This window comes from Pseudomonas sp. BF-R-26 (assembly GCF_019947395.1).
In the GTDB taxonomy this organism is placed as follows: Bacteria; Pseudomonadota; Gammaproteobacteria; order Pseudomonadales; family Pseudomonadaceae; genus Aquipseudomonas; species Aquipseudomonas farris.
In genome coordinates, this window is sequence record NZ_JAGYGK010000013.1 from 222498 (window position 1) to 236858 (window position 14361).

Annotated in this window: 12 protein-coding genes; 3 read left to right on the forward strand and 9 right to left on the reverse strand. The window is 60.7% G+C overall.

Annotated elements, in window-relative coordinates; genetic code table 11:
- Nucleotides 1–36 precede the first annotated feature (36 nt).
- From KGB18_RS20830 to KGB18_RS20845, 4 genes are all read right to left on the reverse strand, one after another.
- Nucleotides 37–1761 (reverse strand): putative 2-aminoethylphosphonate ABC transporter permease subunit, encoded by a 1725-nt coding sequence (locus KGB18_RS20830; protein WP_223570405.1) that lies wholly within the window; start codon nucleotides 1759–1761, stop codon nucleotides 37–39.
- The gene (locus KGB18_RS20835; RefSeq protein ID WP_201061694.1) at nucleotides 1761–2837 is read right to left on the reverse strand and encodes a putative 2-aminoethylphosphonate ABC transporter ATP-binding protein; all 1077 of its coding nucleotides are present in this window, start codon (nucleotides 2835–2837) and stop codon (nucleotides 1761–1763) included. Before KGB18_RS20835 ends, KGB18_RS20830 begins: the two co-directional genes overlap by 1 nt.
- A gap of 222 nt (nucleotides 2838–3059) precedes the next feature.
- Nucleotides 3060–3923: a LysR family transcriptional regulator gene (locus KGB18_RS20840; protein WP_223570406.1), complete on the reverse strand. Its 864-nt coding sequence runs from the start codon at nucleotides 3921–3923 to the stop codon at nucleotides 3060–3062.
- 16 nt (nucleotides 3924–3939) lie between these two features.
- The gene (locus KGB18_RS20845; RefSeq protein ID WP_223570407.1) at nucleotides 3940–6201 is read right to left on the reverse strand and encodes a heavy metal translocating P-type ATPase; all 2262 of its coding nucleotides are present in this window, start codon (nucleotides 6199–6201) and stop codon (nucleotides 3940–3942) included.
- A gap of 84 nt (nucleotides 6202–6285) precedes the next feature.
- On the opposite strand from KGB18_RS20845, the gene cadR reads away from it, so the two are divergent.
- Nucleotides 6286–6735, forward strand: coding sequence for a Cd(II)/Pb(II)-responsive transcriptional regulator (gene cadR, locus KGB18_RS20850; RefSeq protein WP_007897786.1), 450 nt, complete (start codon nucleotides 6286–6288; stop codon nucleotides 6733–6735).
- 122 nt (nucleotides 6736–6857) lie between these two features.
- On the opposite strand, the gene KGB18_RS20855 is transcribed toward cadR, so the two are convergent.
- From KGB18_RS20855 to KGB18_RS20865, 3 genes are all read right to left on the reverse strand, one after another.
- Entirely contained in the window at nucleotides 6858–7829 is a 972-nt protein-coding gene (locus KGB18_RS20855) for a thymidylate synthase (RefSeq protein ID WP_223570408.1), read from the reverse strand.
- A gap of 65 nt (nucleotides 7830–7894) precedes the next feature.
- Nucleotides 7895–8701 (reverse strand): prolipoprotein diacylglyceryl transferase, encoded by an 807-nt coding sequence (lgt, locus tag KGB18_RS20860; RefSeq protein ID WP_008007345.1) that lies wholly within the window; start codon nucleotides 8699–8701, stop codon nucleotides 7895–7897.
- Between the two features lie 82 nt (nucleotides 8702–8783).
- Nucleotides 8784–9566: a sulfite exporter TauE/SafE family protein gene (locus tag KGB18_RS20865; protein ID WP_223570409.1), complete on the reverse strand. Its 783-nt coding sequence runs from the start codon at nucleotides 9564–9566 to the stop codon at nucleotides 8784–8786.
- 134 nt (nucleotides 9567–9700) lie between these two features.
- On the opposite strand from KGB18_RS20865, the gene KGB18_RS20870 reads away from it, so the two are divergent.
- A complete protein-coding gene (locus KGB18_RS20870) occupies nucleotides 9701–10447 on the forward strand; it encodes an NRDE family protein (RefSeq protein WP_123719728.1) in 747 nt (248 codons plus the stop codon).
- Between the two features lie 130 nt (nucleotides 10448–10577).
- Here KGB18_RS20870 and ptsP read toward each other — a convergent pair whose 3' ends face one another.
- Together ptsP and KGB18_RS20880 are read right to left on the reverse strand one after the other, a co-directional pair.
- Nucleotides 10578–12857: a phosphoenolpyruvate--protein phosphotransferase gene (ptsP, locus tag KGB18_RS20875; RefSeq protein ID WP_007897733.1), complete on the reverse strand. Its 2280-nt coding sequence runs from the start codon at nucleotides 12855–12857 to the stop codon at nucleotides 10578–10580.
- 22 nt (nucleotides 12858–12879) lie between these two features.
- Nucleotides 12880–13359: an RNA pyrophosphohydrolase gene (locus tag KGB18_RS20880; RefSeq protein ID WP_007897732.1), complete on the reverse strand. Its 480-nt coding sequence runs from the start codon at nucleotides 13357–13359 to the stop codon at nucleotides 12880–12882.
- 143 nt (nucleotides 13360–13502) lie between these two features.
- On the opposite strand from KGB18_RS20880, the gene KGB18_RS20885 reads away from it, so the two are divergent.
- Nucleotides 13503–14159, forward strand: a complete 657-nt coding sequence (locus tag KGB18_RS20885; RefSeq protein WP_123719729.1) for an HAD family hydrolase — start codon at nucleotides 13503–13505, stop codon at nucleotides 14157–14159.
- The last annotated feature ends 202 nt before the right edge of the window (nucleotides 14160–14361 follow it).

The following is a 14361-nucleotide window of genomic DNA, read 5'->3' on the forward strand; positions in this document are numbered from 1 at the left end:
ATCTTTTCCTGTTTGAGTTGAGGTGTGGGGGGCAAATCAATGACTGGGCGCGGTCTGCCGCCAAGCCTGGGAGCGACGCAACAAACCGCGCGAAGCCCAGGCCAGCAGCAGGGACACGCCCGCCGAGGTGAACAGAATCAGGGTCGACATCGCCGCCGCGCCGCCGACGTTGCCGGCGTCGTCCATGTTCAGCACCGCCACCGCCGCGAGAATGGTGTCGGGGCTGTAGAGGAAGATCGCCGCCGAGACGGTGGTCATGGCCGAGACGAACAGGTAGCGCACGATGTCCAGCAATGCCGGCAGGCAGATCGGCACGGTGACCCGCAGGTAATGCCGATACAGCGGCGCCTTGAGCGACAGCGCGGCGGCTTCGAACTCGGCATCGAGTTGGCGCAGCGCGGTGGTGGCGGTCATTTGAGCGGTGGTCAAATAGTGAGCAATGGTGCAGACCACCAGCAGGGTCATGGTCCCGTAGAGCACATGCAGCGGGTTGCCGCTGAGGTTGAAGAAGAAGACGTAACCCAGGCCCAACACCAGACCCGGCACCGCCATCGGTACGAAACTGAGCATGCGCAGTGTCAGATTCAGTCCGCGCTGGCCCTTGGTTTTTTCCATCAGGTAAGCACCGGTGAAGATCAGCACACTGCCGATCAACGCCGTACACAACGCCATCTTCACGCTGTTGCCGTAGGCCAGCCAGCCGCCGCCCGCCGTGTCGTTGAACTGGTAATGGTTGAGCGACAGCGACAGGTTGTACGGCCAGAACTTCACCAGCGACGAGTACACCGCCATGCCGAACACCAGCAGCAATACCGCGCAGATCAACAGCACGATGGCCAGATAACAACCGTCTCGCAGCTTCGATGGAGCCGGTTGAAAGACTTGCGCCCGACCGCTCATGGAATCGCCATGGCGCCGACGCAGCCAGGCGTCGACGCCAAAGCTGAACAGCGCCGGCAGCAGCAAGACCATGCCGATCAGCGCGCCGCGACCGAATTGTTGCTGGCCGACCACGGCTTTGTAGGCCTCCAGCGCCAGCACCTGATAGTCGCCCCCGACCACCACGGGCACGCCGAAGTCGGTGATGGTCAAGGTGAAGACGAGGCAGAACGCCGCGAACACCGCCTGACGGGTCGCCGGCCAGGTGATGCTGCGAAAGGCTTTCGCCGGGCTAGCGCCCATGCTGGAAGCAGCATCGAACAGTCGCGCATCCGCCAGGGACAGCGCCGACAGCAAAATCATCAAGGCGTGTGGGAAGGTGTAGATGACCTCGCCCAGAACAATGCCCCAGAAGCCGTAGATGTTGTCCGAGAGCAAACCACGCAGCATGCCCTGATTGCCGAACAGATAAACCAGCGCAATTCCCGGCAGCATCGACGGCGCCATCAGCGGCAGCAGCGACATGCCGCGCCAGATGCCTTTACCGGGAATCAACGTACGTTGCAGAGCGTAGGCAAACAGATAGGCCAGCGGTACGACAATGGCCGCGACGCTGAGAGAAACTTTCAGGCTGTTGCCCAGCAACCAATGGAAATTTGCGCTGCTCAGCAGTTCGCGAGCGGCAATCAGTCCACCGCCCTGCCCGGCTTCAGAACTGAAACCGCGCCAGAAGATCGCCAGTAACGGCATCAACACCGCAACGCCGAGCAACACCAGCAACAGAACCTTGCCGCCGACCACGAATAGCCGATCGCCGATCTCGGCACGGGAGGTCTGCCGAACCTGCTTGTGCGGTATCGGCAGCGCGACGTTCGCGCTCATCAGGCAAACACCTGCAAGCTGCGCGGCGGCAAGGCGACCATGATCTGCTGCGCGCCGAGACGCGGCATGGCTTCCGGCGCCAGTTCCGCCAGTAGCGCATGGCCCGGCAGCTGATCGAGTTCGAAGCTCATGCGGCAGCGGTTGCCGAGAAAAGTGATCTCGCGAACCTTGGCCGGGAACAGGTTTTCTTCATGCACCGGCGGGTTGACGTTGATGGCCTCGGGGCGGCAGAACAAACGGCCCGAGGCGGTTTTAGCGCTGCCTTCGGCCAGGCGCATGTTCATCCCGCCGACCTGGGCATGACTGTCGCTGCTACGGCGGAACGGCAGCCAGTTGCCCTGACCGACGAACTCGGCCACAAACGGTGTGGCCGGGCGGTCGTAGATTTCCTGTGGCGTGGCGTACTGCTCGACCTTGCCGTTGTTCATCACGGCGATGCGGTCGGCCATCAGCATCGCTTCGTCCTGATTGTGGGTGACCATCAGGGTGGTGACACCGAGGTTGCGCTGCAATTGACGCAGTTCGGTGCACAGATGCTCGCGGACCCGGGCGTCGAGCGCCGACATCGGTTCGTCCAGCAGCAACAATGAAGGGGCCGGCGCCAAGGCTCGAGCCAGTGCGACCCGTTGCTGCTGACCGCCGGACAACTGACCGGGGTATTTTTTTTCACTGCCGATCAGGCCGACCAGTTCCAGCATCTGACCGACGCGCTGGCGCACTTCATCGCGACTGCTACCGGCGAGGCCGTAGGCGATGTTCGCTTCGACGCTGAGATTGGGGAACAGTGCGTAGGACTGGAAGAGAATGCCGTAGTCCCGGGCTTGAGGTGCCAGGTGGGAAACGTCGCGATCGCCGAGGTACAACTCGCCGCTGTCTTGTTTCTCAAGGCCGGCGATGCAGCGCAGCAAGGTGGTTTTGCCACAGCCCGACGGCCCCAAGAGGCAAACCAGCTCACCAGCCGCCACGTCGAGGGAGACGTTATCCAGCGCGGTGAACGCGCCGAAGCGTTTCTGCACGCCGCGCACTTTCATCGGCGCACCGGGGTTGGTCAGGGCAGTTGCAGTCGAGTGGTTCATGGACAGACCTCATCAAGCAGATGAGGGCCATCCTAGGTTTGCAATGCGTCCGTCATGTGGCAATGAGGCAAAAACGGCCGATAGTGGTATTCGGGGATTTGGGTTGAAGTCATGCTGTGACTGTACTGGCCTCATCGCGGGCAAGCCCGCTCCCACGGGACTGCATAAATCCTGTGGGAGCGTGGCTTGCCCGCGATGACGCCAGTACAGGCAATGGAGATTTCAGGCCGGGGCCATTTCCTGCGCCAACCCCAGAAACGCCGCCGGCAGCCGCGCACCTTTTCGCTCCTTGAGGCAGTACAGATACTCGGGAATCTGCGGCGCATTCTCGATGGTCAACACCCGCAATTGCGGATCGTGCGGCACTTCCTGGCGGGCGATGATGCTGATGCCGATGTTGCGCAATACCGCCTCACGAATCGACTCCCGGCTGCCAATCTCCAGCAACGGTCCAAAACTCACCCCCGCGCTGGCCAGCAATTCTTCGGTCAAGCGCCGAGTGGTCGAGCCCGATTCACGCATCAACAAGGTATGCCCTGCCAGCGCACTGAGTGGCACATGGTCATGCACCGCCAGCGGATGATTGCGGTGCACCGCCAGCACCAGCGGATCGCTGCCGAGCACCCGGCGAATCAGTCGCGCATCGTCCAGCAACTGCGAGGACGCGGCAACATCGACCCGGTAATCCTCCAGCGCCTCCAACACCTGCTGGGAGTTGCCGATTTCCACCGACACCTCCACCTGCGGCAGGCGCTCGCGAAAGGTCTTCACCAGATCGAGGATGTAATACGGCGCCGTGGCAGCGATGCGCAATGTGCCCTGGACCTGACCGCTGTTACGCAGGAAGAACTCAATGTCGGCTTCCTGCTGCAACAGGGCCTTGACCATCGGCAACAACCGCGCGCCCTCGTCGCTGACGCTGAGGCGGCGGCCGCCACGATAGAACAGCTCAACCGAGTACTGGCTTTCCAGATGCCGAATCTGGGTCGTCACCGTCGGTTGGCTCAGGCCGAGCTTTTTCGCCGCCAGGGTAATGCTGCCCAACCGGGCAACTATGTAAAACGCCTTCAGCTCGGCACTCAGCACACCCTTCCCTCATCGTCTATTTGCGCAACAGGCGCAAGCCGTTGAACACCACCAACAGGCTCACGCCCATGTCGGCGAACACCGCCATCCACATGGTGGCGATCCCGGCGAAGGTTACCCCAAGAAAGATCGCTTTGATGACCAATGCCAGGGCGATGTTCTGTTTGAGGATATTCGAGGTCTGCCGCGACAGGCGGATGAAAGCAGGGATTTTGCGCAGATCGTCGTCCATCAGGGCGACATCAGCGGTTTCAATGGCGGTGTCGGTGCCAGCGGCCGCCATGGCGAAACCGATCTCGGCCCGCGCCAGTGCCGGGGCGTCGTTGATGCCGTCGCCGACCATCCCGACCCGATGGCCTTGGGCATACAGCGTTTCGATGGCTTGCAGCTTATCGGTCGGCAACAGATCGCCCTGCGCCTGATCGATGCCCACGTGGGCGGCGATGGCCTGGGCGGTGTGAACGTTGTCGCCGGTCAGCATCAGGGTTTTGATGCCCAACTCATGCAACTGCTGGATCGCTTCGCGACTGGATGCTTTCACTGTGTCTGCCACGGCAAACAATGCCAGTGGACCGGATTTATCGAGCAATAGCACCACCGACTTGCCCTGTTTCTCCAGAGCAAACAGCTTCTCTTCCAGCGCTGGCGAACACAGGCCCAAATCTTCCACCAGGCGGTGGTTGCCCAAGTGGTAGAGCTCACCGTTGATCTCGCCGCGCACACCACGACCCGCCAGGGCTTCGAAGTTTTCCACAATCAGCGGCTTGAGTTGTTTATCCACAGCCGCATTGGCGATGGCCAGCGACACCGGGTGATCAGAGCGACCGGCCAGTGCCGCCGCAATGGCCGGGGCTATTTCATCAGCGATTGGGTCGAGGGACAAATAATCGGTCTGCACCGGTTTGCCGTGAGTGAGGGTGCCGGTCTTGTCGAGGGCCAGATAATCGAGTTTGTGGCCGTGCTCCAGATAAACGCCGCCCTTGACCAGAATCCCTTTGCTCGCCGCTGCCGCGAGGCCGCTGACAATGGTCACCGGGGTGGAAATCACCAATGCGCACGGGCAGGCGACCACCAGCAACACCAGCGCCCGGTAGATCCAGTCGAACCACAGCGCATCCATGAACAGTGGCGGAATCACCGCCACGGCCAGGGCCAGGATGAACACCGCCGGGGTGTAGATTTTCGAGAAGGCGTCGACGAAACGCTGGGTTGGCGCCCGCGCCCCTTGGGCCTGTTCCACCGCATGAATGATGCGCGCCAGGGTTGAGTGGTTGGCCTCGGCAGTCACGGTGTATTCCAGCGAACCGGACTGGTTGATGGTGCCGGCGAACACCTTGTCGCCGATGGTTTTCTCCACCGGCAGGCTTTCACCGGTGATCGGCGCCTGATCGATGGTCGAGTTGCCGGACAGCACTTCGCCGTCCAGACCGATCCGTTCGCCAGGACGCACCCGCACTCGTGCACCCAGTTCGATGTTTTTAACCGGTTGGGCGACCCAACTGCCGTCGGCCTGCTGCACCGTGGCTTGCTCGGGGGCCATCTGCATCAGCCCGCCGATGGCGTTGCGCGCCCGGTCCAGAGACCTGGCTTCGATCAACTCGGCCACGGTGAACAGGAACATCACCATCGCCGCTTCCGGCCACTGACCGATCAGAATCGCGCCGGTCACCGCGATGCTCATCAGCGCGTTGATGTTCAGGTTGAGGTTTTTCAGGGCAATCCAGCCCTTCTTGTAGGTGCTGAGGCCACCGCTGAGGATCGAGATCAGCGCAATAACCGCCACCACCCAATTGGGCGCAGCGTTAGTGAAGTGGATAACTTCAGCCGCCAGCGCACCAACGCCGGACAGCGCCAATGGCCACCAAGGTTTTTTCTCTGGCACAGGAGTTGGCGCTTCGACGCCTTGTTCCAGTGGCTCGGCGTGCATGCCGAGAGATTTGATCGCGTCGATGATCGGCGCGGTGCTTGGCAGGTCATGGGTCACGCCCAACACCCGGTTGATCAGGTTGAATTCCAGTTGCTGCACACCCGGAAGCTTGCCAAGTTTGTTCTGGATCAGCGTCTGCTCGGTCGGGCAGTCCATCGCCTCGATGCGGAAACTGCTCAGCCGCGCACCAGCGGTGGGTGTTTCGCTCAACTTGATCAGCGACGGCGCTGCTGCTTTGGAGGAACAGCAGGAATCCCCGTGGCCACCATGGTTGTGCTGCTGCACAGACTGCAGCTTGTGACTGTGATCGTGCCCGGCCTTGGGTTTGTGGGTGTGAAGAGAATCGCTCATTGGTCGCGTCCATGAAGGTGCCTGTTGCCAAGTAAAGACCCTGTAGCCACTATAGGGTCAAGCATCCTTTTGGAGATTGTCGCGATGAAAATCGGAGAACTGGCGAAACTCACCGACTGCGCCGTGGAGACCATTCGCTACTACGAGCGCGAAAACCTGTTGCCAGAACCGGCCCGCAGCGACGGCAACTACCGCGTCTACACCCAGGCCCACGCCGAACGCCTGACTTTCATCCGCAATTGCCGAACCCTAGACATGACCCTCGAGGAAATCCGCAGCCTGCTGGCCCTGCGCGACAGCCCGCAGGATCAATGCGAAAACGTCAACGCGTTGATCGACGAACATATCCACCATGTGAAGGCTCGAATCGATGGTTTGCTGGCCTTGCAGACACAACTGCTCGACCTGCGCCAACGCTGCAGCGAAGGGCCGGATATCGATCAGTGCGGGATTTTGCAGCGGTTGGAAGTGAGCGGTGGGGTTGTGGCGACGGAGGTTGAGCATTCCCATGTCGGGAGGAGTCACGGCCACTAAGAACACCACAAAAACCTGTGGGAGCGGGCTTGCCCGCGATAGCGATTTGTCAGTCACATCAATGTTGGATGTGAAGCCGTCATCGCGGGCAAGCCCGCTCCCACAGGTTCAGTAGTTGATCGTCAGACCGCCATCGGCGCGGTCATCGGCGCGTGGTGCTCATAGCCTTCCAGCGAGAAATCACTCGGTTCGATCAACTCCAGCCATTCCGGCTGATAAACACCGGTCTTGGCAAACTCCGGCACGCGGTCGGAAATCACCAGTTTCGGCATCGTGAACGGCTCGCGCTTGAGCTGTTCGTTGAGCATGTCCAGGTGGTTTTCGTAGACGTGGGCGTCGCCGATGAAATAGGTGAACCAGCGCGGGGTATAACCGGTCAGGCGACCGATCAGGCTCAGCAGCGCGGCGCCTTCGGTGAGGTTGAACGGCGTGCCCAGGCCCAGATCGTTGGAGCGGATGTAGAGGGTCAAAGAGATCTCTTTAGTCTCAACATTCGGGTGGAACTGGTACAGCAAGTGGCACGGCGGCAGGGCCATTTCGTCGAGCTGCGCAACGTTCCAGCCGTGGAACAGGATGCGACGGCTGCCCGGGTCCTTGATGATGGTGTCGACGCACTGGCGGATCTGGTCGATCGCCTTGTACAGCACCACGTAGGCCTGACCGTCTTCTTCGCCTTCGGCAATCTGACGATAACCCTGGCTCAGGGTCTGCTCGATGGCGGCCTGGTTGCTGACGGGAATCTGCTTGTACGCCGGCCATTTGCGCCATTGCACGCCGTAGATCTCACCGAGGTCGTCTTCACCCTGACGGAACGGGTTGGCCAGCCACTGCGCGTTTTCGTTGGCGTTCTGGTCCCAGACCTTGCAGCCCAGCGCCCGGAATTCGGCGGCGTTGTTCACTCCACGCAGAAAACCGCACATCTCGCCGATGGCAGATCTGAAGGCCATCTTGCGAGTGGTGATCGCCGGGAAACCTTCCTGCAGATCGAAGCGCAGCATCGCGCCCGGAAAGCTGATGGTGTTTACGCCGGTGCGGTTGGCCTGTTTGGTGCCGTTCTTGATGACGTGGGCGACCAATTCGAGATATTGCTTCATGAATTACCTGTGTCCTTGAACCCGGGGCCAAAGCCCCCGGGGTTCGAATTTATAGCGCCTGCTTCTTATACAGCAGCTGCGGGGGCCGCCGGGGCGCGTCGATAAGCCAGCCAGATCAGGAACAACCCGCCGACAATCATCGGTACGCACAGCACCTGGCCCATGGTCAGCCAGTTCCAGGCCAGATAACCCAGTTGCGCGTCCGGCACGCGAACAAATTCGACGATGAAACGGAAGATGCCATAGAACAGCGCGAACATTCCGGACACCGCCATGGTCGGCCGCGGCTTGCGCGAGAACAACCAGAGGATCGCAAACAGCGCCACGCCTTCCAGCGCGAACTGATACAGCTGCGACGGATGACGCGCCAACTGCGCCGGATCGGTCGGGAAGACCATCGCCCACGGCACGTCGGTCGCCTTGCCCCACAACTCGGCGTTGATGAAGTTACCGATGCGCCCGGCACCCAGGCCAATCGGCACCATCGGCGCGACGAAGTCCATCAGCTGGAAGAACGACTTGTCATTCTTTTTACCGAACCACAGCGCCGCCAGCATCACACCAATAAATCCGCCGTGGAACGACATGCCGCCCTTCCACACTTCGAAGATCAGGGTCGGGTTGGCCAGATAGGCGTTCAGATCGTAAAACAACACATAACCCAAGCGGCCACCGACGATGACACCCATCGACATCCAGAAGACCATGTCGGAGAGTTTCTCCTTGGTCCAGGTCGGGTCGAAGCGGTTCAGCCGGCGTGACGCCAGCCACCACGCGCCGCCGATGCCGATCAGGTACATCAAGCCGTACCAGTGGATTTTCAGCGGACCGATGGCCAGGGCCACCGGGTCGATCTGCGGGTAAGGCAGCATTGCGACTCCTCGTTAGAGTTGAAACCTTCAAATTCCCGGGCGACGCTGTCACGCCAGGATTAAGCCAGGATTGCGCTACGCGTCAGAGCAAGAAGCTCAAGCCGACGCAAAACAGCAAAGCGGCAAACAGTCTTTTCAGCAAGCGCGGCGACAGCGTGTGGGCCAGCCGCGCACCGAGGCGGGCGAAAACCATGCTGGTCAGGGCGATCCCCAGCAGCGCCGGCAAATAAACAAAACCGAGACTATGGGCCGGCAGCAGTGGATCGTGCCACCCCAGAATCATGAAACTTAATGCACTGGCCAAGGCGATTGGCAGGCCACAGGCCGACGAAGTGGCCACCGCCTGCTGCATCGGCACGCTGCGCCAGGTCAGGAACGGCACGGTCAACGAGCCGCCGCCAATACCGAAAATCGCCGAGGCCCAGCCAATGACGCTGCCGGCCACGGTCAGACCGACTTTGCCCGGCACCGTTCGGCTGGCCTTGGGTTTGAAGTCCAAAGCGAGTTGAACGGCGATGATCAGCGCAAATACACCAATGATCTTCTGCAAATGTGGTCCGGAAATCGCTTCGGCAGTCAGCGCGCCGAAACCCGCACCGATCAAAATGCCGAGGGTCATCCAGGCAAAAATCGGCCAACGCACGGCGCCGCGGCGATGGTGCTCGCGAATAGCATTGACCGACGTAAAGATGATCGTCGCCAGCGAGGTGCCGACTGCCAGATGCGTCAGGATCGAGGCATCAAATCCCTGCAAGGTGAAACTGAACACCAGCACCGGGACAATGATGATCCCGCCGCCTACCCCGAACAGCCCGGCCAGCACGCCCGCACAGGCGCCCAGCGCCAGATAGAGCAGAAATTCCATGGCCGCATCCCCAAGCATCCCGAATCAGGAGCGGCATGGTAACGGAAGCATGGCCTCGGGCTCCACTGTGGATGGCGATGGATCGATGAGCGATGTCTGCGTAGAGTGAGCAAAAAACACACAAGGACCACCTTATGTGCCTTATTGTTTTTGCCTGGCGACCGGGCCATGCCCAGCCGCTGATCGTGGCGGCCAACCGCGACGAATTCTATGCCCGACCCAGCCTGCCCCTGGCGCAATGGCCGCAAGCCCCGCACGTGTATGCCGGTCGCGACCTTGAGGCTGGCGGTACATGGCTCGGTGTCGGCGCCAACGGGCGCTTCGCCGCGCTGACCAACATCCGTGATCCTCTTCAACCGCCAGCGCGCAAATCGCGGGGTGAACTGGTGGCGCAGTTTCTCAGCGGGGACATGTCGATTGACGACTACTTGAGCGACGTTGTTGCACGTTCGCTGGAATATGCCGGGTTTAACCTGCTAATCGGCAATACCAACGAGCTGTGGCACTTCAATGCTCGGGAGACAGAGGCGGTCATGCTCCAACCAGGCATTTATGGGTTATCGAACGCGGGGCTGGATACGCCGTGGCCGAAAGTGCTCAAGGCCAAGGCAGCATTGAGCGAGGTGTTGGGCGATCCGCAGCCGCAGGCGCTGCTGGCCTTGCTCAGCGACCCGCAGACCGCGCCGCTTGCCGAGCTGCCGGACACCGGCGTGGGGCAGGCTACCGAGACGTTGTTGTCGAGCGTGTTTATCAAGAGCCCGACTTACGGGACACGAGCGAGCACGGCGCTGATTGTTCAGGCGGATGGGGTGCGGCATATGGTCGAACGGAGTTTCGGGCCGTATGGGGGGCATTTGGGGGAAGTGGAAGTCAGGGCGTAATTTTTTGCTGCCTGGATTGGCCCCATCGCAGGCAAGCCAGCTCCCACAGGGTTTGGTGTTGATCACAAATCAGTGAATCAATCCAAATTCCTGTGGGAGCTGGCTTGCCTGCGATGAGGCCATCAGCCTTTTAAAGGGTTTTGACCGAAGCCGGATTAATCATCCGCGCCAACCCAAGGTTCTTCAGCGCCAACTGCAGCGAGCTGTGGATAACTTGCGGATTGTCGATGGTCATCAGCTCAGCCAGCAATTCCTTGGCCTTGCTCAGGTTGATCTGACGCAGCATCCACTTCACTTTCGGCAAGTTGGTGGCGTTCATCGACAGGCTGTCGAAGCCCATTGCCATCAACAACACCGCCGCCGCCGGGTCACCGGCCATTTCGCCGCAGATACTCACGGGCTTGCCTTCGGCATGAGCATCACGCACCACGTTCTGCAAGGCTTGCAACACTGCCGGGTGCAGGTAGTCGTAGAGATCGGCCACCCGTGGGTTGTTACGGTCCACGGCCAGCAGGTACTGGGTCAGGTCGTTGGAGCCGACTGACAGGAAGTCCACTTGCCGCGCCAGTTCCTTGGTCTGATACACCGCCGCCGGAATCTCGATCATTACACCAATCGGCGGCATCGGGACGTCGGTGCCTTCGTCGCGGACTTCGCCCCAGGCCCGGTGGATCAGGTGCAGGGCTTCTTCCAGTTCATGGGTGCCGGAAATCATCGGCAGCAGAATGCGCAGGTTGTTCAGGCCTTCGCTGGCCTTGAGCATGGCGCGGGTCTGCACCAGGAAGATTTCCGGGTGGTCGAGCGTCACGCGAATGCCGCGCCAGCCGAGGAACGGGTTGTCTTCCTTGATCGGGAAATACGACAGCGCCTTGTCGCCGCCGATGTCCAGGCTGCGCATGGTTACTGGTTGTGGATGGAACGCGGCGAGTTGCTCGCGATAAATCGCCAGCTGCTCCTTTTCGCTCGGGAAGCGCTGGTTGATCATGAACGGCACTTCGGTGCGGTACAGACCCACGCCCTCGGCACCGCGCTTCTGCGCCCGCGCCACGTCTGCCAGCAGACCGGTGTTGACCCACAGCGGCATGCGGTGACCGTCGACCGTGATGCACGGCAGGTCCCGCAGTGCATCCAGCCCCAGGGCCAGCTGTTTCTCTTCCTCGACCACCTCGGCGAACTGCTTGCGCAGCACGTCACTCGGGTTGGTATAGACCTCACCGTGGTAGCCGTCGACGATCATCTGGATGCCGTCGACCTTGGAGTACGGCAAATCGACCAGGCCCATCACCGTCGGAATACCCATGGCGCGCGCCAGGATCGCCACGTGGGAGTTGCCGGAACCGAGTACCGATACCAGACCGACCAGCTTGCCTTCCGGCACCTCGCCGAGCATCGCTGGCGTCAGTTCTTCGCTGACCAGAATGGTGTTGTCGGGGTAGACCAGCGTCTGCTGCCGCTCTTCCTGCAGATAAGCCAGCAAGCGCCGACCGAGGTCTTTGACGTCTGAGGCGCGCTCACGCAGGTAGGCGTCGTCCATCAACTCGAAACGGTTGACGTGTTCGGTGACCACCTGACGCAACGCGCCCTGAGCCCACTGACCGGTCTTGATCACCGTGGTGATTTCGCTGCCGAGCGAGGCATCGTCGAGCATCATCAGGTAAACGTCGAACAGCGCTCGTTCTTCAGGCCGCAGCTGGGTGGCCAGCTTGGCGGACAAGGCACGCATGTCGGCGCGCACGCCCTCGATGGCGGTCTTGAACAGGCCAAGTTCCGCGTTGATGTCGGTGATGGTCTTGTCCGGCACCACGTCCAGATCGGCCGGCGGCAGCATGACGACCGCGGTTCCGACCGCCGCGCCCGGCGACCCCGGTACACCGACGAACTTTGCTTCCTGGATACCTTTGCCCTGACGGCCCAGGCCACGGATCGAACCGGTGGCCTCGGCGTGGGCGATAACGCCGGCGAGCTGCGCGCTCATGGTCACGAGGAAGGCTTCTTCACCCTCATCGAACTGGCGGCGTTCTTTTTGCTGAATGACCAACACGCCGACGACGCGACGGTGGTGAATGATCGGCGCCCCGAGGAACGAGGCGTAGCGTTCTTCACCGGTCTCGGCGAAGTAACGGTAGCGCGGGTGATCCGCGGCGTTTTCGAGGTTCAGGGGTTCTTCACGCGTGCCGACCAGACCGACCAGACCTTCGTTGGGCGCCATGCTGACTTTGCCGATCGAGCGCTTGTTCAAGCCCTCGGTGGCCATCAGCACGAAGCGGTTGGTCTCTGGGTCAAGCAGGTAGACCGAGCAGACCTGGCTGCCCATGGCCTCTTTGACGCGCAACACAATAATCCCCAACGCCGCCTTGAGATCCTTGGCGGAGTTAACTTCCTGGACGATCTTGCGCAGCGTATTGAGCATGGCTCGGGGTCGAACTCCGTCGTCAGTCGCGCGCTAAAAGGCGCGGGGCAAGCTCTTTGAGAGCGCGGCGATAAACCTCGCGCTTGAATGTCACCACCTGGCCCAACGGATACCAATAGCTGACCCAGCGCCAGCCATCGAATTCCGGTTTACCGGTCAAATCCATCCGCACCCGCTGCTCGTTGGAGATCAGGCGCAGGAGAAACCATTTCTGCTTCTGGCCGATGCACAGCGGTTGGCTGTGCGTCCTGACCAGACGTTGCGGCAAACGATAGCGCAACCAGCCCCGGGTGCAGGCGAGTATTTCAACATCTTCGCGCTCCAGGCCCACTTCTTCGTTCAACTCGCGGTACAAGGCGTCTTCCGGCGTCTCCTGGGGGTTGATCCCTCCCTGTGGAAACTGCCAGGCATCTTGATTGATACGGCGAGCCCATAGCACCTGGCCGGCATCATTCGTCAGAATGATCCCGACATTGGGGCGGAAACCATCGGGGTCGATCACGGCAACAACCTCGCAAACGCATGTCGTCGCATTGTTCCACAAAGGTTGTGAAAGCAGCAACGAGCCGACCTACCTTATGTGCACTCTTGTGAAAAGTCCGTATTCTGGACACCTTTCTACAGACTTTTCAGCGAGTAACTGCAATGCGGCTGGCTTTATTCGACTTGGACAACACGCTTCTGGGCGGTGACAGTGACCACGCCTGGGGCGATTATCTGTGCGAACGCGGTTTCCTCGACGCCGTCGCCTACAAGGCACGCAACGACGAGTTCTATCAGGATTACCTGGCCGGCAAGCTGGATAACGATGCGTACCTGAACTTCTGCCTGGAAGTTCTCGGCCGCACCGAGATGGCCACGCTGGATCAATGGCACCTGGACTACATGCGCGACTGCATCGAACCGATCGTGCTGCCCAAGGCAATCGAACTGCTGGCCAAACACCGTGAGGCCGGCGACAAGCTGGTGATCATCACCGCCACCAACCGCTTTGTGACCGGGCCGATTGCAGCACGCTTAGGCGTTGAGACCCTGATCGCCACCGAATGCGAAATGATCGACGGCCGTTACAGCGGGCGCAGCACCGATGTTCCGTGCTTCCGTGAAGGCAAGGTGACCCGGTTGATTCGTTGGCTGGAAGAGACTGGCCACAATCTGGAAGACAGCTATTTCTACAGCGATTCGATGAATGACTTGGCGCTGCTGGAACAGGTGGCGAATCCGATTGCTGTTGATCCGGATCCGAATCTGCGGGCCGAGGCCGAGAAGCGGGGTTGGCCGGTGATCTCGTTGCGCGATTGAAATCGCCTTCGCGGGCAAGCCCGCTCCCACAGGGATTTCTGCTGTAAATGCTATCTATGCCACACAGCAGAACCTTGTGGGAGCAACTGTCTTGATGACCTTTATTTTGAAGGCATATTGATAGACAGCTGAACTCCCACAGCTTTAGGCCATGCGATGCCCTACAGGAACACCGCGACCCGTTTAGGCCAAGGGTTCTTTC